General features: G+C 64.6%; 25 protein-coding genes and 1 riboswitch. Of the genes, 12 read left to right on the top strand and 13 right to left on the bottom strand.

The window, feature by feature from the left end; all coding sequences use genetic code 11:
* Nucleotides 1–88 precede the first annotated feature (88 nt).
* A complete protein-coding gene (locus LB551_RS09835; protein WP_224659055.1) occupies nt 89–2683 on the top strand; it encodes a TIGR02302 family protein in 2595 nt (864 codons plus the stop codon).
* Between the two features lie 49 nt (nt 2684–2732).
* Nucleotides 2733–3104 carry a glyoxalase superfamily protein gene (locus LB551_RS09830; protein WP_224629362.1) on the top strand — a complete coding sequence of 124 codons (372 nt, stop codon included), beginning with the start codon at nt 2733–2735 and terminating at the stop codon, nt 3102–3104.
* Here LB551_RS09830 and LB551_RS09825 read toward each other — a convergent pair.
* A complete protein-coding gene (locus tag LB551_RS09825; protein WP_224629360.1) occupies nt 3083–3964 on the bottom strand; it encodes a LysR family transcriptional regulator in 882 nt (293 codons plus the stop codon). The genes LB551_RS09830 and LB551_RS09825 overlap by 22 nt on opposite strands.
* A gap of 222 nt (nt 3965–4186) precedes the next feature.
* Between LB551_RS09825 and LB551_RS09820 the strand changes: the two genes are divergently transcribed.
* Nucleotides 4187–5128, top strand: coding sequence for a DMT family transporter (locus LB551_RS09820; protein WP_224629358.1), 942 nt, complete (start codon nt 4187–4189; stop codon nt 5126–5128).
* Here LB551_RS09820 and LB551_RS09815 read toward each other — a convergent pair whose 3' ends face one another.
* From LB551_RS09815 to LB551_RS09805, 3 genes are all read right to left on the bottom strand, one after another.
* Complete coding sequence (locus LB551_RS09815) at nt 5129–5500, bottom strand: response regulator (RefSeq protein ID WP_224659054.1); 372 nt, start codon at nt 5498–5500, stop codon at nt 5129–5131. It lies immediately after the preceding gene.
* A gap of 109 nt (nt 5501–5609) precedes the next feature.
* Nucleotides 5610–6152 (bottom strand): hypoxanthine phosphoribosyltransferase, encoded by a 543-nt coding sequence (gene hpt, locus LB551_RS09810; protein ID WP_023677924.1) that lies wholly within the window; start codon nt 6150–6152, stop codon nt 5610–5612.
* Nucleotides 6153–6240: 88 nt separating this feature from the next.
* Entirely contained in the window at nt 6241–6879 is a 639-nt protein-coding gene (locus LB551_RS09805) for a hypothetical protein (RefSeq protein ID WP_224659053.1), read from the bottom strand.
* Between the two features lie 296 nt (nt 6880–7175).
* On the opposite strand from LB551_RS09805, the gene ftsE reads away from it, so the two are divergent.
* The 3 genes from ftsE (at nt 7176) to LB551_RS09790 (ending at nt 9627) form a co-directional block, all read left to right on the top strand.
* Entirely contained in the window at nt 7176–7835 is a 660-nt protein-coding gene (gene ftsE / locus LB551_RS09800) for a cell division ATP-binding protein FtsE (RefSeq protein ID WP_224659052.1), read from the top strand.
* Nucleotides 7828–8814 (top strand): cell division protein FtsX, encoded by a 987-nt coding sequence (locus tag LB551_RS09795; protein ID WP_140553285.1) that lies wholly within the window; start codon nt 7828–7830, stop codon nt 8812–8814. Before ftsE ends, LB551_RS09795 begins: the two co-directional genes overlap by 8 nt.
* A gap of 99 nt (nt 8815–8913) precedes the next feature.
* Nucleotides 8914–9627, top strand: coding sequence for a YdcF family protein (locus tag LB551_RS09790; protein WP_140553287.1), 714 nt, complete (start codon nt 8914–8916; stop codon nt 9625–9627).
* A gap of 18 nt (nt 9628–9645) precedes the next feature.
* On the opposite strand, the gene LB551_RS09785 is transcribed toward LB551_RS09790, so the two are convergent.
* Together LB551_RS09785 and LB551_RS09780 are read right to left on the bottom strand one after the other, a co-directional pair.
* Nucleotides 9646–10272, bottom strand: a complete 627-nt coding sequence (locus LB551_RS09785; RefSeq protein ID WP_140553289.1) for a pyridoxamine 5'-phosphate oxidase family protein — start codon at nt 10270–10272, stop codon at nt 9646–9648.
* Nucleotides 10273–10297: 25 nt separating this feature from the next.
* On the bottom strand, nt 10298–10768 hold the full coding sequence (locus tag LB551_RS09780) for a DUF1348 family protein (protein ID WP_140553291.1): 471 nt from the start codon (nt 10766–10768) through the stop codon (nt 10298–10300).
* A 113-nt stretch (nt 10769–10881) separates the two neighbouring features.
* On the opposite strand from LB551_RS09780, the gene LB551_RS09775 reads away from it, so the two are divergent.
* Together LB551_RS09775 and LB551_RS09770 are read left to right on the top strand one after the other, a co-directional pair.
* Nucleotides 10882–11784, top strand: a complete 903-nt coding sequence (locus LB551_RS09775; RefSeq protein ID WP_224659051.1) for a LysR family transcriptional regulator — start codon at nt 10882–10884, stop codon at nt 11782–11784.
* 121 nt (nt 11785–11905) lie between these two features.
* Nucleotides 11906–12694 carry a lysophospholipid acyltransferase family protein gene (locus LB551_RS09770; protein WP_224659050.1) on the top strand — a complete coding sequence of 263 codons (789 nt, stop codon included), beginning with the start codon at nt 11906–11908 and terminating at the stop codon, nt 12692–12694.
* Between the two features lie 38 nt (nt 12695–12732).
* Here the strand turns inward: LB551_RS09770 and LB551_RS09765 are convergent, their stop codons facing one another.
* The 3 genes from LB551_RS09765 to LB551_RS09755 form a co-directional block, all read right to left on the bottom strand.
* A complete protein-coding gene (locus LB551_RS09765; RefSeq protein WP_224659049.1) occupies nt 12733–13359 on the bottom strand; it encodes a LysE family translocator in 627 nt (208 codons plus the stop codon).
* 86 nt (nt 13360–13445) lie between these two features.
* On the bottom strand, nt 13446–14393 hold the full coding sequence (locus tag LB551_RS09760; protein ID WP_140553296.1) for an aldo/keto reductase: 948 nt from the start codon (nt 14391–14393) through the stop codon (nt 13446–13448).
* Between the two features lie 118 nt (nt 14394–14511).
* Entirely contained in the window at nt 14512–15033 is a 522-nt protein-coding gene (locus LB551_RS09755; RefSeq protein ID WP_224659048.1) for a gamma-glutamylcyclotransferase, read from the bottom strand.
* A 138-nt stretch (nt 15034–15171) separates the two neighbouring features.
* Here LB551_RS09755 and LB551_RS09750 point away from each other — a divergent pair, with 138 nt between their 5' ends.
* Nucleotides 15172–16170, top strand: a complete 999-nt coding sequence (locus tag LB551_RS09750) for a DUF2125 domain-containing protein (protein ID WP_224659047.1) — start codon at nt 15172–15174, stop codon at nt 16168–16170.
* A gap of 109 nt (nt 16171–16279) precedes the next feature.
* A complete protein-coding gene (locus LB551_RS09745) occupies nt 16280–17209 on the top strand; it encodes a sugar kinase (RefSeq protein WP_224659046.1) in 930 nt (309 codons plus the stop codon).
* Here LB551_RS09745 and LB551_RS09740 read toward each other — a convergent pair.
* Together LB551_RS09740 and hisC are read right to left on the bottom strand one after the other, a co-directional pair.
* Complete coding sequence (locus tag LB551_RS09740) at nt 17206–18141, bottom strand: prephenate/arogenate dehydrogenase family protein (RefSeq protein ID WP_224659045.1); 936 nt, start codon at nt 18139–18141, stop codon at nt 17206–17208. The genes LB551_RS09745 and LB551_RS09740 overlap by 4 nt on opposite strands.
* A gap of 6 nt (nt 18142–18147) precedes the next feature.
* Entirely contained in the window at nt 18148–19257 is a 1110-nt protein-coding gene (gene hisC, locus LB551_RS09735) for a histidinol-phosphate transaminase (RefSeq protein WP_224659044.1), read from the bottom strand.
* A 135-nt stretch (nt 19258–19392) separates the two neighbouring features.
* Nucleotides 19393–19470, top strand: a riboswitch (SAM riboswitch).
* 109 nt (nt 19471–19579) lie between these two features.
* Here hisC and metX point away from each other — a divergent pair.
* The gene (metX, locus tag LB551_RS09730) at nt 19580–20749 is read left to right on the top strand and encodes a homoserine O-acetyltransferase MetX (RefSeq protein ID WP_140513895.1); all 1170 of its coding nucleotides are present in this window, start codon (nt 19580–19582) and stop codon (nt 20747–20749) included.
* Between the two features lie 58 nt (nt 20750–20807).
* Nucleotides 20808–21422 carry a methionine biosynthesis protein MetW gene (metW, locus tag LB551_RS09725; protein ID WP_140553308.1) on the top strand — a complete coding sequence of 205 codons (615 nt, stop codon included), beginning with the start codon at nt 20808–20810 and terminating at the stop codon, nt 21420–21422.
* 11 nt (nt 21423–21433) lie between these two features.
* Here the strand turns inward: metW and LB551_RS09720 are convergent, their stop codons facing one another.
* Together LB551_RS09720 and LB551_RS09715 are read right to left on the bottom strand one after the other, a co-directional pair.
* Entirely contained in the window at nt 21434–21754 is a 321-nt protein-coding gene (locus LB551_RS09720) for a DUF1330 domain-containing protein (RefSeq protein ID WP_140553310.1), read from the bottom strand.
* A 180-nt stretch (nt 21755–21934) separates the two neighbouring features.
* Nucleotides 21935–22738 (bottom strand): DUF1194 domain-containing protein, encoded by an 804-nt coding sequence (locus tag LB551_RS09715; RefSeq protein ID WP_224659043.1) that lies wholly within the window; start codon nt 22736–22738, stop codon nt 21935–21937.
* Between the last annotated feature and the right edge of the window lie 6 nt (nt 22739–22744).

Raw genomic sequence — 22744 nt, 5'->3', positions numbered from 1 at the left:
CAGGAACTGCCTCGCCTTCGCCGCGTTTGCTGGGTATTCTTCGAGTCGTGAGGTTCGGGCCATCCCGCCCGCTCCCGTGGAAGGGCCGATGACGGAACGACCGATCTTCAGCAGCGATCGCGGTCTCGCCGGGCGCCTGGCGCTCAGCCGGCTGGCGACGCGGGTGTCGATGATGGTCGAACGGGGCTGGCCGCTCCTGCTGCCGCTTCTCGTCGTCGCCAGCCTGTTTCTCAGCATTTCCTGGCTAGGGCTCTTCCCGCGCCTGCCCGATGCGGCGCGCATCGGGCTGGTCGCCGCCTTCGGCGTCGCGACACTGGCTGCGCTCTACCCGCTACGCTTTTTCCGCATGCCGGGCGGCGCCGAGATCGACCGCCGCATCGAGGCGGGCAACCATTTGCTGCACCACCCCGTCCAGACCCAGACGGACCGGCCGAGCGGCCGCGAAAGCAGCTTCTCGCAGGCGCTGTGGCGCGAGCACCAGAAGCGCATGGCCGACAGGCTCGACAGCCTCGGCGCCGACGTGCCGCGCACGCGCGTGCCGGAACGCGATCCCTGGGGATTGCGCGCCGTGGCGGCGCTTCTGCTCGTCACCGCCTTCGCTTTTTCCTTCGGACCGACCGGTGGCCGGGTAGCCGACGCGTTCAGCGCCCGGGACGCGCATGACGCCGTGCCGCCGCGCATCGATGCATGGGTGACGCCGCCCGCTTATACCGGCAAGCCCCCGATCTTCCTGACCGCGGATGCCAACCAGGCGGCGCCGGCCTTCCACGTTCCCGAAGGCAGCGACGTTTCGCTGCGCGTCACAGGCGGCACGGGCGAGGAGACACTTGCCTATGCCGACAAGAATGGCAATGCCCGCGCCATCGATCCCGCCGACCCGCAGGCCGCTGCGGCCAAGCCGGCGGCAAGCCCGGCAGCGCAGTCCAAAGTGCGTCAGTTCATCGGCAAGCTGACGAGCGATGGCACGCTGACGCTGAAGTCGGGCGAGGACGAACTCGGCCGTTGGGCCTTCGCAGTGATCCCGGACAAGCCGCCGCAGATCCGTTTCGTCGGCGAGCCGAAGCGCGCTGTCAACGGCGCTTTCGAGCTCAACTACCAGATCGACGACGATTATGGCGCCGCCAACGCCAAGGCCGTGTTCGCGCTCGCCGATCCGCAGGTGCCCGATGCGCGTCCGCTCTACGGTCCGCCCGACATGCCGCTGACGCTGCCGCGCCGCGGCGGCAAGGCGAATGCCGCCCGGACCTCGAAGGACCTGACCGAGCACGTCTGGGCTGGCGCCGAGATCAAGTTGACGCTGGTCGCCACCGACGATGCCGGGCATACGGCGAGCAGCGAAACCAAGACATTGGTGATGCCGGAGCGGCCGTTCTCCAATCCGCTGGCGCGGGCCGTTATCGAGCAGCGCCGCCTGCTGGCGCTCGACGCCAACGCCAAGCCGCGCGTGCTCGACCTGATGGATGCGATCACGCTGCGGCCCGAGGACACGTTCGACAACATGTCCCACTACCTCGCCATCATGAGCGCGCGCAGCCGGTTGAAGATGGCCGACAGCGACGACCAGTTGCGCAACGAGGTCTCCTATCTCTGGGAAATCGCGCTCGGCATCGAGGAGGGCAATCTCTCGGCCGCCGAGAAGCGGCTGCGCCAGGCGCAGCAGGCTTTGCAGGACGCCATCAAGAATGGCGCCAGCGACGCGGAGATCGAAAAGGCGATGAAGGAACTGCGCGAGGCGATGAACCAGTTCCTGCAGGAATTCGCCGAGCGCGCCAAGCAGAATCCCAATGCCCCGCAGATGCAGCAGAACGGCCAGGAACTGCGCCAGAGCGACATCGACCGCATGATGGACCAGATCGAGAACCTGGCGAAGTCCGGCGATCGCGACAAGGCGCAGCAATTGCTGTCGCAGCTGCAGGACATGATGAACAACCTCCAGGCCGGCCGCCAGCAGCAGGGTGGCCAGCAGGACAGCCAGATGCGCCAGCAGATGGACAAGCTCGGCGACATCCTGCGGCGCCAGCAGGAGATGATGAACGACACCTTCCGCATGGACCAGATGCAACGCGGCGAGCGCCAGCGCGGCCAGAACCGCGATGAACAGCTCGGCGAAGGCGGCGGCGAGGATCAGGACAGGCCGGGCGCAGGCGAGAACCGCGATCCGCTCGCCGGGCAAAAGCCGATGACGCCGCAGGAATTCGCCGACGCGCTGAAGCAGTTGCAGGAAGGCCAAGGCCAGCTGAAGAACGACCTCGAGCAGTTGAAGAAGGGGCTGGAAGGGATGGGCATGGAGCCCAATGAAGGCTTCGGCGAGGCCGGCAAATCAATGGGCAATGCCGAGCAGGCCCTGGGCGATGGTGACGGTGATCAGGCCGTCGGTCACCAAGGCCGCGCGCTGGAGGCGCTGCGCAAGGGCGCCAAGGACATGATGAAGCAGATGCAGGCGATGCAGGGCGACGAAGGCGGCAGCGAGGAAGGCGGTCGCCAGCAGAACGCCGATCGCGATCCGCTCGGCCGGCCGCGCGCCAGCCAGGGTCCCGATTTCGGCGATTCGGTGAAGGTGCCGGACGAGATCGACGTGCAGCGCGCCCGCCAGATCCTGGAAGCGATCCGCAAACGGCTCGGCAATGCGCTCAGCCCCGACATCGAGCGCAGCTATCTGGAACGGCTGCTGGAACTGAAATAGGGATCGCCGCCGCGGCATCGGCCTGCAATTCGGGAGCGGCTGCAACATCATGCCCAAATTCGGCACAGTGACGCCCATCCTGCGCATATTCGACATTGCCAAGGCCCATGAGTTTTACGTCGGCTTCCTCGGCTTCGAGGTGCTGTGGGAGCACCGCTTCGACGACAACGCGCCGCTTTACATGGCGCTCGGCCGTGACGGCTGCGTCCTGCATCTGAGCGAACACCATGGCGACGGCGTGCCCGGCATCGCCATGCGCATCAAGGTCGAGGACATCGCCGCCCTGCATCGCGAGCTGATCGGCAAAGCATACCGTTTCGCCAGACCGGGCCTGGAAGAGACGCCGTGGAAGACCCGGGAGGTGTCGGTTGCCGATCCGTTCGGCAACCGGCTGCATTTCTACGAGGATGCGGCCGGCTGAGTCTGCCTGTTGACGAACGCCTCGCGGATCGCCTCTTGCATCCCGTCGATCGCCTCGCCCGACGCATTCGGGTTGCGATGCATCACCACATTCGAGGAATCGATGTCACCGAACCCGTCGGCCGACGTCAACTCCCGGCAGCCGTCCGGAATGTTGCTGCGCGAAATCGGTGCGATCGCCAGTCCCGAGGTCACGGCAAGCTTCAGCCCGCCTGTCGTGTCGCTGGTGTAGGCGACACGGTAGCCAAGCCCGCGCTGCTCGAGCGATTTGATGGCGAAATCCTTGCACCAGCCGGCCCGGTTATAGAGAGCGATCGGCACCGGACGCTCCTCATGCATGTTATGCAGGACCGATGTCACCCACACCGTCGGATCATGCATCAGCACTTCGCCGCCTGAAGGATCCTGCCATTCGAACACCACGCAAAGATCGAGCTCGCCGGCGGCAAGCGCCGCTATCTGCGCCCCCGAATGGGCATAGCGCACGGTGACCTCGACCTTGGTGTGACGCTTCGAGAACGCGCCGAGCGCACGCGACAGGATGGCATGGCCGTATTCCTCCGGAATGCCGATCCGCACCGGCCCGCCGAGCGGCGCCGCCGCCATCGACGCTGCCGTCTCGTCGAGCAGCGAGACGATGCGGCGAGCATTGACAATCAGCTCGCCGCCGCGCCGCGTCAGCGCCACGCCGCGCGACCCGCGCTCGAACAGGCTGTCGCCGATGACGCTTTCGAGCTTCTTCATCTGCATCGAAACCGCCGATTGGGTGCGACCGGCCTGCTCGGCCGCCTTGGTGAAATTGCCTGCTTCGACAATGGCCACGAAGGTGCGCAGGAGATCGCTGTCGAGGGTGGGCCGCATCCCGTCCGCCATAAGGAATTTTGATTGCTGGTATCATTCCAATTCGTTTGCAACATGTCAAACACGGGATGATAGTTGCTTCACCCATTGGATATGTGGCTGAGGATTCGGCCACGGACCAATCAAGAGTCCTCACTCATGCCCGCTGCCCGAAACGGTGGCGGGTTCTTTTTAGCTTGCTGCAAGCTTGCTTGCGCCCTGGTACGGGAGCTTGGGATCCTCATGCGCAATCGGATGGTGCTCGGCATGCTGAGCCTGTGCCTGGGCGTGTTGGTCTTCTCGCTGCAAGACCCGCTCGTCAAGGCGGTGTCGGGCGGCTACCCCGTGACCGAGGTGATGGCCATCCGCGCGATCGTCGCCCTGCCGATCCTGATCGTCCTCGTCCATGCCGATGTCGGGCTGCGAGCGATCCTGTCGCGGCGGTTCGGCATGCTGACCATGCGCGCCTTCATTCAGTTCACCTCCTACACCATGTACTACCTCGCCATCGCCGCCTTGCCCCTGGCCGATGCCGTGGCGCTCTATTTCATGGCCCCGCTGTGCATCATGGTGCTGGCCGGGCCCTATCTTGGCGAACGGGTCTCCTGGCAGGCGCTGGCGACCGTGTTGATCGGGCTGCTTGGCGTCGTCGTGATGCTGCGCCCGGGTGCGGGACTGTTCGACTGGGCGGCGCTGCTATCGCTGGGCTCCGCGGTGCTCTACGGCTTCTCGCAACTGATGGCGCGCAAGATCGGCGACACCGAATCCTCGACCGTGATGGCCTTCTACCAGAACGGTGCCTATCTCGCCGGTGCGGCACTGGTCGCAAGCCTGTTCTGGCTTGCCGGCATCAATCATGCGGCCCATCCCAGCCTGGAATTCCTGGTGCGCCCCTGGCTGTGGCCGACAATGCCGGATTTCCTCAAGATGGCCGCCTGCGGCTTCGTCGCTTCCGCCGGCATGATCTTGCTGTCGCAAGCCTACCGGATGGCGCCGGCAAACCGCGTCGCCACCTTCGAATACACCGGCATCCTGTGGTCGCCGCTGTGGGGTTTTCTGTTCTTCGCCGAAGTGCCGCGGTCGACAACCGTGATCGGCGCCGCCCTTATCATCGGAGCTGGCCTCTTGGCGCTCAACACCGAACGGCGCAAGCCCCCCGTGCTCGTCGCTGCCGATCCTGCCTGATCAGGCGAAAATGCTCAGCGCACGTTCGACGCGTGAACGGATTTCGGCCAGCGTGAACGGCTTCTGCACGACGTCGAGGATGATGCCGTTCAACTCCTCGGCGCGCTCGCGCTGATCGGCATAGCCGGTCATCAGCAGGATCTTCATCGACGGGAAAAGTGCCGAAGCTGCAATCGCCATCTCGATGCCGTCCATCTCGGGCATGCGGATGTCGGAGACGACGAGATCATAGCCGCCCTTCGCGGCGCGTATCAGCGCCAGTCCTTGCGCGCCGTCGGCGGCGATGTCGATTGCGTGCCCGGCGCGTTCGAGCGCCCGGGCTGCGAGGGTGCGGACGGACTCATCGTCCTCGACGATCAGAAGCTTTGCCATGGCCGGCATGTTTGGCGAGCAAACGTTGACTTTTTCTGAAGGTCCCGGCGCTCCGGCAGGGGTTATTTTCTTGAAGCCGTTAAGGCCTTTTTCAGTCTTTGCCGCTGCCTCACGCATCGCCTTTGACGACGCCGACGAACGGCAGTTCGCGGAAGGCGTGCGCGACATCCATGCCGTAGCCGACGACGAAATAATCCGGGCAGTCGAAGCCGACATAATCGGCATTGAGGGTGGTCTGGCGGCGCATGCGCTTGTCGAGCAGCACCGCGATGGCGCAGCTTCTGGCGCCGCGTGACAGCATCAGGTCGCGGGTGAAGCTCAGCGTCTTGCCCGACTCCAAAATGTCGTCGATCAGAAGCACGTCGCGGCCGGCGACCTCGTTGTCGATGTCGCGCAGCACCCTTACCTCGCCGCTTGTGGTGCCGGCGCCGTAGCTGGAGATGAAGATGAACTCAACCTCTGGCGACAGGCCGACATCATGCATGGCGCGGATAAGGTCTGCGGCGAAGATGAACGAGCCCTTCAGCACCGAGATCACCAGAAGATCGTGATAGTCGTGCCCGGCGATCTCCTTGGCGAGTTCGAGATTGCGCCGGGCGATGGCCGACGCCGAAAACAGGACCTCGATGTCCTTGCCGCGCACAACTGGCATGCTTCGTCCCTTCAAGACTTTTAAGGCCTTCGCGCACCGGAAGCGCTGACATCAGCCGTTTGCGGGCCGGCCTCACCTGTCGCACATGCTATTCCGCGAAGGTGACCGACACCGTCCTTACGCCGTTTCTAGGCACGTCGAGCCGGCTGGCAAAGCCGAATCTTTCACTTGGCGCCAATGAGCGGCTGGATGTCCCCAAAGTATAGCGCGTTGTGCGCCCGTCGTTGCCGGTGACGCGGATCTCGAGCGGCGGCAGCGTCGCCGGATTCGCACCGTCATTGGCGGCCTCGCCATCGACGAACAGCACGGCTCCGGACGCGTCCACGCGTGACGTGACCCCTGAAATGCTCAATGCCGATGCCGGTCCGCCCGCGAGGAGCGGCGCCTGGCGCACCAGTGCATGGCCGCCGGAGACCCAGAAAGCAGCGAAGGCGGCGCCGATGCCGGCGATCCAGAAGATCGGCCCGCCGCGCGGCGCCGGTGGCCGCTCCGCCGGCGGCTCGGGCTTGCGCAGCATGTCCATGCCTTCGAGGGATGGCATGGACATGACACGCAGCGGCGGCGAAATAGCTTCGGCACGGGGCGCGGCGCGTGGCACCACCACATAGTCGGCATCGACGATATCCGCCGCGCCGGCGCGCAGGACATGCTCCGGCGCGGCATTTGCCGGCGGATCGGTCATGATTTCGCCGGAAACCGGGCGCGCGGTTCGATCCTCAGCCATCATGGCCCCAGCATTGCTGCACGTTCGCTTTTCGTTTCTTTTGCGTAAAGGGAAATGGTTAACGCTTCCCCACCGGAGTCCTCGTGACGAGCCGAAACAACCCACCGATTAACCGCCGGTTAACCATGCCGGCCGATGGTCTTTTCCCAGGCCGGCTCGCCGCCGACGGATTCCGATTTCAGGTCAAATCGACCTGAAATCTGAATCCGCCTCCGAATTAGAGTGATAGAGCATGATGTCGCCCGAAAACCGTCTCACACTTTTCGGCATCACGCTCTAGGAATTTCAGGTCGCCGAAATTGATTCGCTTCGAAAATGTCGGCCTCCGCTATGGCATGGGTCCGGAAATCCTCCGCGACATCTCCCTGCACATACCGGAGCGCTCCTTCCAGTTCCTGAGTGGGCCTTCGGGTGCCGGCAAGACGACATTGCTGCGCCTTCTGTTCCTGTCGCTGAAGCCGACGCGCGGGCTGATCACCATCTTCGGCAAGGACCGCTCCCGCATCTCGCGCACCGAACTGCCGCATCTCAGGCGCCGCATCGGCGTGGTGTTCCAGGATTTCCGCCTGCTCGACCACATGACCACCTATGAGAATGTCGCGTTGCCCTTGCGCGTGCGCGGGCGCGAGGAAACGAGCTACCGCACCGACGTGACCGAGCTGTTGAAATGGGTCGGGCTCGGCGAACGCATGCATGTGCTGCCGCCGGTCCTGTCGGGCGGCGAGAAGCAGCGGGCCGCGATCGCCCGCGCCCTGATCGAACAGCCGGAGATCTTGCTGGCCGACGAGCCGACCGGCAATGTCGATCCGCCGCTGGCGCGACGCCTGCTCAGGCTCTTCATCGAACTCAACCGCTTGGGCACCGCCGTGGTAATCGCGACCCACGATCTCGGCCTGATGGAGCAGGTCGATGCGCGCCGCATGATCCTGGCCGGCGGGAGGCTTGACATCTATGACTGAGCTTTCCGCCGAACACCTCGACGCACAGGCCGACGAAGCGGCCGCGCCGAGGCCGCGCGTCCAGCGCAAGATGGCGCCCATCGTGCCGGCGCAGAACATCGCCGGCCGCGCCCTCGTGCTGGTCATCGCCATCATGACCTTCCTTTCCTGCCTGACCTTCGGCGCGGTTACGCTGGTGCGCGACACCGCCTCGGTCTGGGAAAACCAGATCTCGCGCGAGGCGACGATCCAGATCAAGCCGGTCGACGGCCTCGACATGGAGGCAGCCCTGGCCCAGGCCTCGCAGATCGCCGGCGAATTCCCCGGCGTGAAGGCGACAAGGATCATCGACCGCGACGCCACCGCCAGATTGCTGGAGCCATGGCTGGGTTCGGGCCTCAACATCGACGAACTGCCGGTGCCGCGGCTGATCATCGTCACCATCGACGAGAACAACCCGCCCGATTTCGCCGCCATGCGCGCCGCGATCACGCCGAAGCTGCCGAGCGCATCGCTTGACGATCACCGCACCTGGGTGGACCGGTTGGTGGCCATGGCCCGCACCACGGTGACCATCGGTATCGCGGTGCTGGCGCTGATGCTCTCGGCGACGGTGCTGACAGTGGTGTTCGCCACGCGCGGCGCCATGGCCGGCAACGGCCACATCATCGAGGTACTCCATTTCGTCGGCGCCGAAGCGCGTTTCATCGCCCGCGAGTTCCGCCGCCATTTCCTGATCACCGGCATGAAGGGCGCGGCCGCCGGCGGAGCCGCCGCGGTCGCCGTCTTCATCGTCTTTTCCTGGTGGTCCTCGCGCAACATGGCGACCCCGCAGGCCGACCAGGCGACTGCGCTATTCGGCAACTTCGCCATCGGCTCGGCCGGCTATCTCGGTGTCGTGCTGATGGTGCTGGTCATCGGCGCGCTGACGGCCGCAACCTCGCACGCCACCGTCGTCGCCTATCTCAGCGACATCGACGTCCGCCAGCCTGAAGCATGACGACGTCGAATAACCAGGATCGATCACGCATGAAGAACTGCCGTAACGCAAATTGCAATTTTTTCCTACCAAAGGCCGCATTTCGGGATTAACCATGCCATGATGGAGGTGCGGGACTCGACCAGTACCGTTGGACCGATGCCGGCGTTGGCGGCGCGTCCGCATGGACGCGACCGGGTTTCGGCCGTGCTGCGCGTTTCTTCTTTCGCCTTGCTTACCCTGGTCGCCCTATTTGCCGGCGGCTTCGGCTGGTTCGCCAACACTGTCAGTCATCTGACCACCCCTGCCAACCCGGCCAGGGCCGACGCGATCATCGTGTTGACCGGCGGCCAATCGCGCCTCGATGCGGCGATGGAGCTGCTGGCGTCGGGCAAGGGCGCGCGGCTTTTGATCAGCGGTGTGCATCCCTCCGCCAGCCGACGTCAGCTTCAGGCCGCGACCGGCGGCGACAGCAGGCTGTTTTCCTGCTGCGTCGACATCGACCGCGCCGCGCTCGACACGATCGGCAATGCCGAGGAAAGCGCCAAATGGGTCGAGAGCCATGCCTATGGCACGGTGATCCTCGTCACCAACAATTACCACATGCCGCGCAGCCTGCTCGAAATGGGCCGGCTGCTGCACAAGGCCAAGCTCGAACCCTATCCGGTGGTCAACAGCAATCTCGACAATGGCGGCTGGCTGACCAAGCCGCGGGCACTGCGCGTTCTGTTCACCGAATACAACAAATATCTGCTGGCATTGGCGCGCGGCATCGTTCCGGTGAAGCCGACGCCGGACGGCATCGCGTTGGCCGAGATCGCCGCCGGCAGCTGAACCTGCCTCGGCACCTCATCATTTGGTGACGACCGGCGCCTGCCGCAGGCGAGCGACTTCCTGTTCGAGCCGTTCGATCCGCCTGTCCCGTTCGGCCAGCGCCGCCGCCACATCGGCGGCCTCGAAACGCTGCGGAATGTGCCGCGGACAATTGGCATCCCAGGTCGCCACGGTGAACAGGATGACCTGTTCGGGCCGTGCCGCATAATCCCGCGGCATCAGCCTCGCCATCAGTTCGGCGTTGCCTTCCACCACGCGCGCGCTGCCCCAGATCTTGACGCGCCGGCGATGGGCATAGTCGATGAGGAACAGGAAGGCCTGCGGATTGTCGGCGAGATTGCCCTGGGTGATGAACTGTCTGTTGCCGGCGAAATCGGCGAAGCCGATCGTCTTTTCATCGAGCACCTTGAGGAAGCCAGCCGGCCCGCCGCGATGCTGGATATAGGGCTGGCCAACACCGTTGGCCGTCGACAGGAAGACGCTGGTCTGCATCTCGATGAAGGCGGCAAGGTCCGATGTAATCCCCGATTGCCAACCACCGCGCTCCTCGACCCGGGAATAGGCCTGGCGCGAGCCCTTGCGGGCCTGGATCGCCTTAACGGTCGGTGTGAAAGCGACGTCGCTGGTGAAAGCATGCGCGCCCATCGATAGCCTTTCTTGCCCGGAAGGGTTAAAGCCCGAGTTCCGACAGCGACGGATGGTCGTCCGGCCGCCGGCCGAGCGGCCAGTGGTATTTACGGTCGGCAGCGCCGATCGGCAGGTCGTTGATGCTGGCGATGCGCAGCCGCATCAGCCCATGTTCGTCGAATTCCCAGTTCTCATTGCCATAGCTGCGGAACCAGGAGCCGCTGTCGTCATGCCACTCATAGGCGAAACGCACGGCGATACGGTTGGCATGGAAAGCCCAGACCTCCTTGATCAGCCGGTAGTCGAGTTCCCGGCTCCATTTGCGCGTCAGGAAAGCCTGGATGGCATCGCGCCCTTGCAGGAACTCGGCACGGTTACGCCAGCGACTGTCTGCCGTATAGGCAAGCGCGACACGGGCTGGATCGCGCGAGTTCCAGGCATCCTCAGCCATGCGCGCCTTCTGCGCGGCGGTTTCCGCGGTGAATGGCGGCAGCGGCGGGCGGTCTTGCGACATGACAATTCCTTTCTCGACCCAGGCCGTCTGCGTCACGGCCAATATGGAGGCTTCCATCAAGCAGATGTAGATGCCATATTTGTAATCTATCCTTCCAATTTCCGGAAGAAACCATGGACCGGCTCGAAGCCATGTCGCTTTTTGTCGCCGCGGCGGAGGCCGGCAGCCTGTCTGCCGCCGCGCGCCGTTTTCGCATTCCACTGGCGACGGTCAGCCGCAAGGTTTCCGACCTGGAACGGCATCTCAAGACCCGCCTTCTGAACCGCTCGACGCGCCGGCTTACGCTGACCGATGCCGGCCAGGCCTATCTGGCCGCCTGCCGCCGCATCCTGGGCGAGGTCGGCGAGGCCGAGCGCATGGCGGCCGGCGAATACAGCGCCCCGACGGGCGAACTGGCCATCACCGCGCCGGTCGTCTTCGGCCGCCTGCACGTGCTGCCGGTCGTGACCGGCTTCCTCGCCGCCTATCCCGACGTGGACATCCGCCTGACGCTGGCCGACCGCATAACCCAGCTGGTCGAGGACCATTTCGACCTCGCCATCCGCATCGGCCGGCTTCCCGACTCCAGTTTTGTCGCCATGCGGATCGGTATGATCCGCCATGTCGTTTGCGCGAGCCCCGGCTATCTGGCCGAACGCGGCACCCCGACGACGCTTGCGGACCTCGAGGCCCACAGCTGCATCACCTTCGAAGGGCCGGGCGCGCTCTCGACATGGAGCTTCACCGCCGGCAAGACCGAGATGCCGGTTCGGATCCGCTCGCGGCTCCAGGTCAACACCGCCGAAGCGGCCATCGATGCCGCGCTCGCCGGCGTCGGGCTGACGAGGGTGCTGTCCTACCAGATCGACGCGGCGGTGCGGTCAGGCGCGCTGCGCGTGCTGCTGCGGGAGTTCGAACCGGAACCCTGGCCGGTAAGCCTGGTGCACGCAGGCCACGGTCTGCTGCCGGTCAAGCTGCGCGCATTTCTCGATTTCGCCGCCCCGCGCCTGAAAGAAAGACTGGCGCGGCTGATGTAGCGCGGCTGGACCTTCAGGCGAGCCGAAACGCTTTTCGGCGCCATTCGGGGCATCTTCGGCCATTTCCTTTTTGCGCCCGCTTGGTGTAACCAACGCACACCTCTTTACCGGGCCTCCCCCAATGCTCCAAGTCCGATCGCTGGCGTTCAACTTCGTCTTCTACGTCAATCTGATCGTCCAGATGATCCTCTGGACTCCCTATTATTTCCTGTCGCCGCGCCATCGCGCCTGGTTCGTGCCGAAGTTCTGGTCGCGCACCTCGATGTGGCTCTACGACAAGATCGCCGGGACGAAGAGCGAGATCACCGGGCTGGAAAATCTGCCCGAAGGCTCTTTCATCCTGGCGCCCAAGCACCAGTCCTTCTGGGACGCGATCGCCTTCTTCCCCTATCTCCAGGATCCGCTCTACATCCTGAAGCGCGAGCTGACCTGGATTCCGTTCTTTGGCTGGTACATCCTGAAAATGCGCATGATCCCGGTTGACCGTGGCAGCCGCTCAAAGGCGCTGAAGGCGGTGGTTGCGGCGACAAAGGAAGAAATCGCGCGCAACCCGCGCCAGCTCATCATCTATCCCGAAGGCACCCGCCGCGCGCCCGGCGACGAACCCGCCTACAAATACGGCATCGTCGAAATCTATGCACAGCTCGGCATTCCCGTGGTGCCGGTCGCCCATGTTGCCGGCCTCTATTGGCCGCGCCGCAAGTTCCTGCGCTATCCCGGCACCATCAAGGCGCGCTTCCTGCCGCCGATCCCGCCGGGCCTGGACAAGGAGGAATTCATGCGGCGGCTGATCGGGGAAACCGAAACCGCCTGCGACCAGTTCCTTATCGACGCGTCCCGTGCGCCCAATCCGCCCGCCTTGCCGCCGACGGCAGTGAAGCGGCTGCGGGAGCTCGGCGCCAAAGCCTGAAGTGCGGCCATCGGCGCCGACGGCCGCTCGCGCAACGTTCAAGCGAACACGGCCAGTGCGGTCGTCAGCACCAGCGTCGCGGCAAAGACTAGATTGATGATGCGCGAGGCCACCGGCCTGCGCAGGAAGCGCGCGAAAGCGGCGCCCGCAAGCAGCCACACGGCATGGATGGCGACGATCATGAACGCGAGGGCCGTCAGCGTCAGTCCGGTGCCGATGCCGCCGGCGCCCGAGTCCACGGACGCGCCGGCGAACACTGCGGCGATGGCCACATAGGCCTTGGGGTTGGCCACCGCCAGCAGGAAGCCGCCGGCGAATGTCGGGCGCGCGGCCTCGCCGGCATGCGCCGCCAGCGGCGGCGCCGTCGCGATCCTGTATGCGAGGTAGAGGATGTAGGCCGCGGACGCGACGACGAGCAGCGGAGCAAGCCGCGGCATCGCGGCAAGCATCGCGCTCATTCCGCTTGCCACGACCAGAAGCACGGCGATCGTGCCCACGATCACTCCCAAAGCGTAGCTCAGGGAATGGCGCAGGCCGAAAGCGGCGCCGACGGCGGTAACGCTTATCGTCGCCGGTCCCGGGCTGCCCATGACGACCATGGCGGCAAGCATCAGCGCAGCGAGCTGACGCCACAGATCCGGCTGCGAAAAAAACGAGCCGGCCATCCGCGCCTCCTGTCTTGCCAAGCGTCAATGACGGTATGGCAAGGTCGGGGAAATCGTCTTGGACGATCGTGCGCGCTGTTGGCGGCTCAGCCGCTCGCCTTGTCGAGCTCGGCCATGTCGTCGGCGTTCAGCTCCAGCGACGCCGCCTTGATCAGGCTGTCCATCTGTTCAGGCTTGGTGGCGCTGGCGATCGGCGCGGTGACGCCCGGCCGGGCAATGACCCAGGCAAGCGCCACTTCCGCCTGTTTGGCCGAGTGCCTGGCAGACACCGCGTCGAGTGCCGCGAGGATGCGCATCCCGCGCGCATTGAGGTAGTCCTTCACCCCGCCGCCGCGCTCGCTTTTGCCGAGATCCGCCTCGCTGCGATATTTGCCGCTCAAGAAACCCTTGGCCAGGCTGAAATAGGTAATGACGCCGATATCCTCGGCCATGCAGAGATCGCGTAGCGGACCATCGAACGACGAGCGGTCGTAGAGATTGTATTCCGGCTGCAGCACCTCGTAGCGCGGCAGGCTGCGCAGGCTCGCCACGTCAAGTGCGGCGCGCAGCTGGGCGGCGTCTAGGTTGGAGCAGCCGGCGTAGCGGATCTTGCCCTTGGCGAGCAGCTTTTCATAGGCGCCGAGGGTTTCCTCATAGGGCGTGGTCGGATCCGGCCAGTGCGACAGATAGAGATCGATGAACTCGGTCTGCAGCCGCTTCAGCGATGCATCGACGGCCTTTTCGATGTAAGCGGCGGACAGGTCCTTGTGGCCCTGTCCCATGTCCGAGCCGACTTTGGTGATCACCACGACCTTGTCCCGGTTGCCGCGGTCCTTCATCCATTTGCCGATGATGGTTTCTGATTCGCCGCCCTGGTGGCCGGGCACCCAGCGCGAATAGGCGTCCGCTGTGTCGACCGCGTTCAGGCCAGCGCCGACGAAGCGGTCGAGCAGGTCGAACGACGTCTTTTCGTCGGCGGTCCAGCCGAAGACATTGCCGCCCAGGACCAGGGGCGCGATGGAAAGGTCGGTGCGACCGAGACGGCGTTTCTGCAAGGCTGATCTCCGTGGGTGGGATTGGGCGGCTGCCGCCCATTGCGGGTTCGAGGCCTAAGCTAGGTCTTGCCGCATCGAGGTCAAAGGCCTCACCGGGCTTTTCCGCAGAGCCAGCGCTTCACAAAGGCGCGATCCGCCTGGCGACGTCTTCCAGCCAGTGATCGCGAATGCCGAGCGCCCGGAGATGGTCCAGCGTGCTCGACACATAGTCCTCGTTGTTGCCGGACTGGCCGACAGCGCCGCGCACCACAGCAGCGGCATGGGCGGCATCGAGCGCACCGGCATACTGCTCATGGTCGCGGTCGACGATATAAGCCACGGCCTCGGCCGTGCCGCCGCCGTCGAGGCGGACGTTGAGCATGCGCTCGAGATAGACATTGGTGACCAGCTCGCGCTCACGCAGATAGGCGACGACCTCGTCCCGCAACTCGCCCGGCACCCGGAAAGCCAGCCCGACGCAGGAGCCCCCGCGGTCAAGGCCGAGCACCAGCCCCGGACGTTCCCGCGTGCCGCGATGGACGAAGGAATAGACGCACAGCGCGCGACGATAGCCATGCAGGCGCGCCCGCCTTGTCTCGACATGCGCGAACCCCGGCCGCCATATCAATGAACCATAGCCAAACACCCAAAAATCGCCCATATCGCCGTGCCTGATTGCGTAAGAATGGCAACACCACACCGGAATCGGTGTTTTTTCCGTCCATCTCTGTCTACCTATTGTCGTTGCCAGAATCGACAGCCCGCCCACAGCCCCCCATGCGTGAACGAGAACCGCAGCATGACGTCCACTGACGAACGCCAGCCGAAGCATCGCCGCCGCCTGTTCTGGCTTGCAGCGTTTGTCATCGCGCTGTTCGCCATCTACAGCGGCGGCTGGTTCTATCTCGCCGACAGGGTCCGGAGCGAAGCCGACAAGGCGGTCGCCACGCTCAACAAAAGTGGCATCGAGGCCGGCTGCGCCAATCTCCAGGTCAGCGGTTATCCCCTGAGCTTCGCCGTCTCCTGCGACAATCTTGCCTATGAGGACGACGCCAAGAACGTTGCCGCCTCCGCCGGCTCCTTCAACGCCGTAGCCCAGATCATCCAGCCGCTGTCGCCGGTCGCGGACCTGCGCGGTCCGCTCAGGACCTCGGTTCCGGGCATGGTGCCGCTGTGGATCGACTGGGATGATCTCCAGGCCAACGTCAAGCTCTCATGGCCGCTGCCGCGGCGCATTTCGCTCACGGCCGAGGGCCTGTCCGGCCAGACCGATCCGGCCGACGACACCGATCCGGTGCAACTGTTCAGCGCCGGCAGGGCGGCGGGCCAGCTGCAGCCGAACGGCAGGGATATCGACTATATCGGCAGCTTCGGCGATCTGGAGATCGACCCCGATGCGATTGGGGGCCGCGTCCTGCCGCCGCTCGACGCCAGTGGCGAGGCGACGCTGAAGAACGGCCTGGCACTGATCGGAACGCAACTGAAAAGCCTGCGCGGCCAGGCTATCGAGATCCGCAGGCTCGATTTGTCGTCGGGCACGGCGCACGTCGCCGTTTCCGGGCCGCTGTCGGTCGACGCCGAGGGCCTGGTCGATGCCGATCTGATGATCAGACTGAAAGACCCGAAAGCCGTGGCCGCCATTCTCGGCGCCGCCATACCCGAGCAGAAGAACCAGATCGAACAAGGCTTTGCCGCCCTGGCGCTGCTCGGCAACGAACCGTCGATGCCGCTCAAGGTGGTCAAGGGCAAGGCCTCGCTCGGCTTTATCCCGCTGGGCAAGATCAAGCCGGTCGACTAGAGCAATTCCAGGAAAAGTGTGGACGGTTTTCCGTCCGGAATTGCGTCAAACAAAGAGGTAGAGCAGTTCGCCGTTTCCGTGAAACGGTGAACTGCGCTAAGCATCCCCAATGGACAGACCGGCAAAACTCCTGAGCGTCGGCGCGCTGACGCTCGACACCATACTTCGCGTCGAAACGCTTCCTCTCCATCAGGGCAAGTACATGGCCGCCGATGGCGTGCAGATCGCTTCCGGCATGGCCACGAGTGCCGCCTGCGCCGCACGCCGGCTGGGCGCCGAAGTGTGGCTTTGGACGAGCGCCGGCGATGATCAGGTCGGCGACCAGCTGATATCGGGCATCGAGGCGGAGGGCGTCGATTGCAGTCTCGTCCGTCGCGTCGCCGGAGCGCGCTCGGCGCTGGCCGCGATCCTTGTCGACGGCCATGGCGAGCGCATCATCGTGCCTTTCTACGATCAGCGCGCCCAGGCCGATCCCGACGGCTTGCCGGTCGCCGATCTCACCGCTTTCGATGCCGTGCTGGTCGATGTGCGCTGGCCGGGTGCGGCAGCGCTGGCGCTCAGCGCTGCGCGCGCTGCCCGCCGCCCCGGGATTCTCGATGCCGACACCGCGCCATTGGCAGTGCTGGAGCGGCTGTTGCCGCTCGCCTCGCACATCGTCGCCTCCGAACCGGCGGCGCGCATCGTCTGCGGCCAGGCGGCGGACCCGCAGGCCGCATGCGCCTACCTTGCGTCGCGCACCGACGCTTTCGTCGCGGTAACCGCTGGCGGCGCCGGAACCTGGTGGCATGACAGGCACGCCGGTTGCGTGCGCCACGTCGCTGCGCCAAAGGTCAAGGTGGTGGATACGCTGGCAGCCGGCGACGTCTTTCATGGTGCCTTCGCCGCGGGGTTGGGGCAAGCCATGCCGATCGAGCAGGCGCTGCGCTTTGCCAGCGCGGCCGCGGCGCTCAAATGTCAGCGCTTCGGCGGCAGGTTGGGCGCGCCGAACGAGGCCGAGACGCTGGCGATGATGACGGCGACCTGGCCTGAAGGAGCCTAGTTTTTCGCCGGATGCTCGACCGCCTGGCGGCCGAAATCCGGCACGTCGATGTCCTGGCCGGCCTCGATGATCGAGCGGCGCACGGCGCGGGTACGGGTGAACAGGTCGAACAGCTTGTCGCCGTCGCCCCAGCGGATCGCCCGCTGCAGAAAAGCCAGATCCTCCGAGAACCGTGCCAGCATTTCCAGGATCGCATCCTTGTTGTGCAGGCACACGTCCCGCCACATGGTCGGATCGGAGGCGGCGAGACGCGTGAAGTCGCGGAAACCGGAAGCGGAATATTTGATGACTTCCGTCTTGGTCACCGATTCCAGGTCATCAGCGGTGCCGACGATGTTGTAGGCGATGATGTGCGGCAAATGCGAGACGATGGCCAGCGTCATGTCGTGATGCTGCGGATCCATCGTGTCGATGTTGGCGCCGCAACGGCGCCAGAACTCGGACAGCTTTTCCAGCGCGTCCGTATCCGTGCCCGGCAGCGGCGTGAAAATGCACCAGCGGTTGTCGAACAGATCGGCGAAACCGGCATCGGGCCCTGATTTCTCCGTGCCGGCCAGCGGATGGCCGGGAATGAAATGCACGCCGCCGGGTATATGCGGCTGCATCTGTGCGATCACGGAAGCCTTGGTCGAGCCGACATCGGTGACGATGGCGCCTCTCTTCAGCGCCGGCGCGATCTCCTGCGCCACCGCGCCGGACGAGCCGACCGGCACCGAGACGATAACCAGGTCGGCATCGCGGACCGCTTCCTTGGCATCGATGGTGTAGGAGGAGCCCAGCCCAAGCTCTTGCGCCCGCGCCAGCGTTGCGGCACTGCGCGTCGAGATGGCGACATGGCCGGCCAGGCCCTCGCGGCTGATGACCCGTGCCAGCGACGAGCCGATCAGGCCGATACCGACAAGCGCGATCTTTTCGAACATCGGTGATGCCATGGCGTTCTAGCTTTTCAGGAATGTCGTGAGTGCCGCGACAACGCCGCGATTGGCCTCTTCGGTGCCGACGGTCATGCGCAGCGCGTTGGGAAATCCGTAGCCCGAAACACGCCGCAGTATGTAGCCGCGCTGGGTGAGATAATCGTCCGCCGCCGCGGCCGAATGCTTGCCGTCGTCGGGAAAATGAATGAGGAGGAAATTGCCGACGCTTGGCGTTACCCGCAACCCGAGCCCGGTCATCTGTTCGCTCAGCCAGGCCAGCCAGGTCTCGTTGTGCGCGACGCTGCGCTCGACATGGGCGCGGTCGCGCACGGCGGCGATGCCGGCCTCGATCGCCGTCGCATTGACATTGAAGGGGCCGCGTATGCGGTTGATCGCATCGACGATGTGCATCGGCCCATACATCCATCCGATCCGCGCCCCGCCAAGTCCGATCTTGGAGAAGGTGCGGGTCATGACCACGTTCTGCGAGCTGCCCGCCAGCTCGATGCCGGCCTCGTAGTCGTTGCGCCTGACATATTCGGCATAGGCGGCGTCGAGCACCAGAAGCACGTTCTTCGGCAGGCCGGCATGCAGGCGGCGCACCTCCTGGAACGGCACGTAAGTGCCGGTCGGATTGTTGGGATTGGCGAGGAACACGATCTTCGTACGTGGCGTTACGGCCGCTAGGATCGCATCGATGTCGGCGCGCTCCTCGGTCTCCTTCACCGCGACCGGCGTCGCACCCGCCGACTGGATGTAGATCTTGTAGACCATGAAGGCATGTTCGGTGAATATGGCCTCGTCACCGGGCGCGAGATAGGTCTGCGCCAGCAGGCCGAGGATCTCGTCGGAGCCGTTGGAACAGATGATGTTCTGTGCGTTGAGCCCATGCACCTCGGCGATTGCCTCGCGCAGGCGCCGGGCGGTGCCGTCGGGATAGACGTCGAGCTTGGCGGCGACCTCGCGCGCGGCCTCGATTGCCTTCGGCGAGGGGCCGAGCGGGTTCTCGTTCGACGACAGCTTGTGGACCTTGTCCACCCCGGCGGGGGCCGCGCTCTTGCCCGGCACATAGGCCTCGATGTCCATGATGCCCGCGCGCGGGGTTGGACGTGCCTTGTCCGGGGTCTGGCTCATATCACAAATCCGTCGAGAACGCTTCCGTCCTGGAAGCCGCTGCGGAAATACAAGCCATGGCTCGCAATGTCGAGAGGTGGCAGTGGTGCCAGCAGGCGGCATTGACGGCGAGGCAGGTGAGTTCTAGAAGGGCAGCAACAGTTCCGTGGTGATTTGGCCGGTCGGCTTGCAGCCACGTTAAACAATTCGCTAAAGGGCCGTTTGCGTGACGTAACCGGCTTTGCGAAGGCATTGCCGGTTTTTTATTGTCCGCGGCCGGCCGGACAGTGTCGGGCCCGTATTCGGTTTCCGACAGACACGTCGTGCGATGTAAGAGGATGCGATGGCCGCTCAGCGCGCTGGCAGAACCAACAACGAGGCAGACCAACCGTCGAGCCCGGTCGTGCGCTTCGGCGCCGACAAGCCGCTCAAGCTCGACGCCGGCACGCTGCTGTCGCCGTTTCAGATCGCCTACCAGACCTACGGCACGCTGAACGACGCCCGTTCCAACGCCATTCTCGTATGCCACGCATTGACCGGCGACCAGCATGTGGCCAGCACCAATCCGGTGACCGGCAAGCCGGGCTGGTGGGAAGTGTTGATCGGCCCCGGCAAGATCATCGACACAAACCGCTTCTTCGTCATCTGCTCAAACGTGATCGGCGGCTGCCTCGGTTCCACCGGTCCGGCCTCCACCAATCCCGCTACCGGCAAGCCCTATGGGCTCGACCTTCCGGTCATCACCATCCGCGACATGGTGCGTGCCCAGCAGATGCTGATCGACCATTTCGGCATCGAAAAACTGTTTTGCGTGCTCGGCGGGTCGATGGGCGGCATGCAGGTGCTGCAATGGGCGTCGAGCTATCCGGAACGTGTTTTCTCGGCGCTGCCGATTGCCACCGGCGCGCGGCATTCCTCGCAGAACATCGCTTTCCACGAGGTCGGCAGGCAGGCCGTGATGGCCGACCCAGAATGGCATGGCGGCAAGTATTTCGACCACGGCAAACGCCCGGAAAAGGGGCTCGCCGTGGCGCGCATGGCCGCCCACATCACCTACCTGTCGGAAGCAGCCTTGCACCGGAAGTTCGGCCGCAACCTGCAGGACCGCGAAGCTCTGACCTTCGGCTTCGACGCCGACTTCCAGATCGAGAGCTATCTGCGTCACCAGGGCATGACGTTCGTCGACCGTTTCGACGCCAATTCCTATCTCTACATGACGCGGTCCATGGATTATTTCGACCTCGCCGCCGACCATGGCGGCAGGCTGGCTGACGCTTTTGCGGGCACCAAGACCCGCTTTTGCCTGGTGTCGTTCACCTCGGACTGGCTGTTTCCGACCGAGGAGAGCCGCTCGATCGTCCATGCGCTGAATGCCGCCGGTGCGTCGGTGTCCTTCGTCGAGATCGAGACCGATCGCGGGCACGACGCCTTCCTGCTCGACGAGCCGGAACTGTTCGCCGCCATCAACGGCTTCATCGGCTCGGCCGCGCGAGCGAGAGGGCTCGGCGCATGATCCCGCAGAATTGCAGACCTGTCGGTCACGGATCACGCGCCACGACAAGGGGCAAGCCATGAGCGTCAACCGCGCCCAACGCGTCGATCTCGAGGTAATCGCCGGTCTGATCCCGCCGCAATCGCGGGTGCTGGACGTCGGTTCCGGCGATGGCTCGCTGCTCGAGCTTTTGCAGGAGACCAAGCAGATCGACGGCCGCGGACTGGAACTGTCGCAGCGCGGTGTCAACGAATGCGTGGCGCGCGGCCTCTCCGTCGTCCAGGGCGACGCCGACAAGGATCTTGAATTCTATCCCGACAAGGGTTTCGACTTCGTCGTCCTGTCGCAGACCTTGCAGGCGACCCGCAACCCGAAGCTCGTTCTCGACGAACTGCTCAGGATCGGCGAACACGCCATCGTGTCCTTCCCCAATTTCGGCCACTGGCGGGTGCGCCTGTCGCTGTTCGTCAAAGGCCGCATGCCGGTGACCAAGGACCTGCCCTATTCCTGGTACGACACGCCAAACATCCATTTCTGCACCATCCGCGACTTCGTCAATTTGTGCGAGGAGCTTGGCGCGAGCGTGGAAAGGGCAACCGCGCTCGACGCCAACGGCCAGAAGATCGGCCTGTCGATGCCGTGGTGGTTCTGGAATTTCTTCGGCCAGCAAGCGGTGTTCTTGTTGAAGCGATAAGGCACGCCGCTTCATTCCAGGACATCCGTGGCCTTGTGTGGATGTTCGACGCCGTCGACGAACACCACATCGGCGGTCGAATTGTCCGTCCGCAGCGGCAGTATCGCCTGATAGGCAGCTGAATCGTACCAGCGGCGCGCACGTTGTTTGTCCGGAAATTCGATGATGATGAGATGCCCCGGCCAGTCATTCTCGATCATCTCCACATCGCCGCCATGGACCAGGAACCGGCCGCCGAAAGGTTCCAGCGTGGCATCGATCTTCTGCAGGTATTCGACAATCTGCGGGCCCATCTTGACCCGGCGCATGTGAGCAACGGCATAAGCGGTCATGGCGTAACTCCCTTCGGTTCGAGGCCGACGACCGGCCGCGCAAGGCAATCTGCCCAACCATCGGCCAGGATGCGATTACCTCCGAGGTCATCGAATAGCTGCGACCCGAGGCAGGCAACGCTGTCTTCGGCTTGGCCTTGAAGACAGGTCTGGGCTTCGTCCGCCGGATGCTTCAGATGCTCATCGGTCAAGTTCCGGGAAATAGGGATCCGACAGAAACCGCCTGTCCCGCTCCCCAAGCAGGCAGTCGACCGGCGGGTCGGCGTCGACGCGGGTGATTGCGGGCCTGTCCCGAATGCCACTTACTTCGAGGATCAGCTTACGCCGGATCGCCGTCGAAAATTCGGCGGCTGTATAAATCGGCAGCACGAAGGAGCCCGGCCCGCCGGTTACGCACTGGGCGTAGTACCGGTCGAGATGGCTGAAGGTGGGCGATGGATTGATCAGGATCGGCAGGCCGTTGATGACGATGCCTCTGGCGTTTGCCGCATCCCGCGTGGCGGTGACGGGCGGCCCGATATTGTTTGGTCCGTCACCGGAAATATCGATGACGCTGCGTTCGCTTTCGAAAGCGGTGCGGTCGAAAAGCCCCGCGCCGAAGGCGAGCGCGCCGGAGATCGACGTGCCCCGGAAGCTGCGGAACGGACGGGCCGCAATTTTCTCGGCAAAAGCGTTGGCGCTCTCGGCGCCGTCGATAACCTGCCAGCCGATGAGCGCGTCGTCGCGCACGGTACCGGCCCATTCGAAATAGGTGAGCGCGATGCGACCGGCGTTCCCGGCGCGGACCGCCTTGATGAAGTCGGGATGACGCAGCGCCTCCACATAGCCGGCGCGCTGCAGGGCGAACTCCTTCTCGTCCATCGACAATGAGATGTCGACCGCCAGCACCAGCTCGACGTCAACGGCCAGACTATCCGGCGCAGGCGCAGTCACGGCGGCCTCGGTGCAGGCCAGGCAGGCAAGCAGGCTGAGAGCATCAAGCATGGCCGG

This window comes from Mesorhizobium sp. BR1-1-2 (genome assembly GCF_020165435.1).
Lineage (GTDB): Bacteria > Pseudomonadota > Alphaproteobacteria > Rhizobiales > Rhizobiaceae > Mesorhizobium.
The sequence above is the reverse complement of the archived record's forward strand: the minus strand, read 5'-3'. Positions and strand labels throughout refer to the sequence as shown.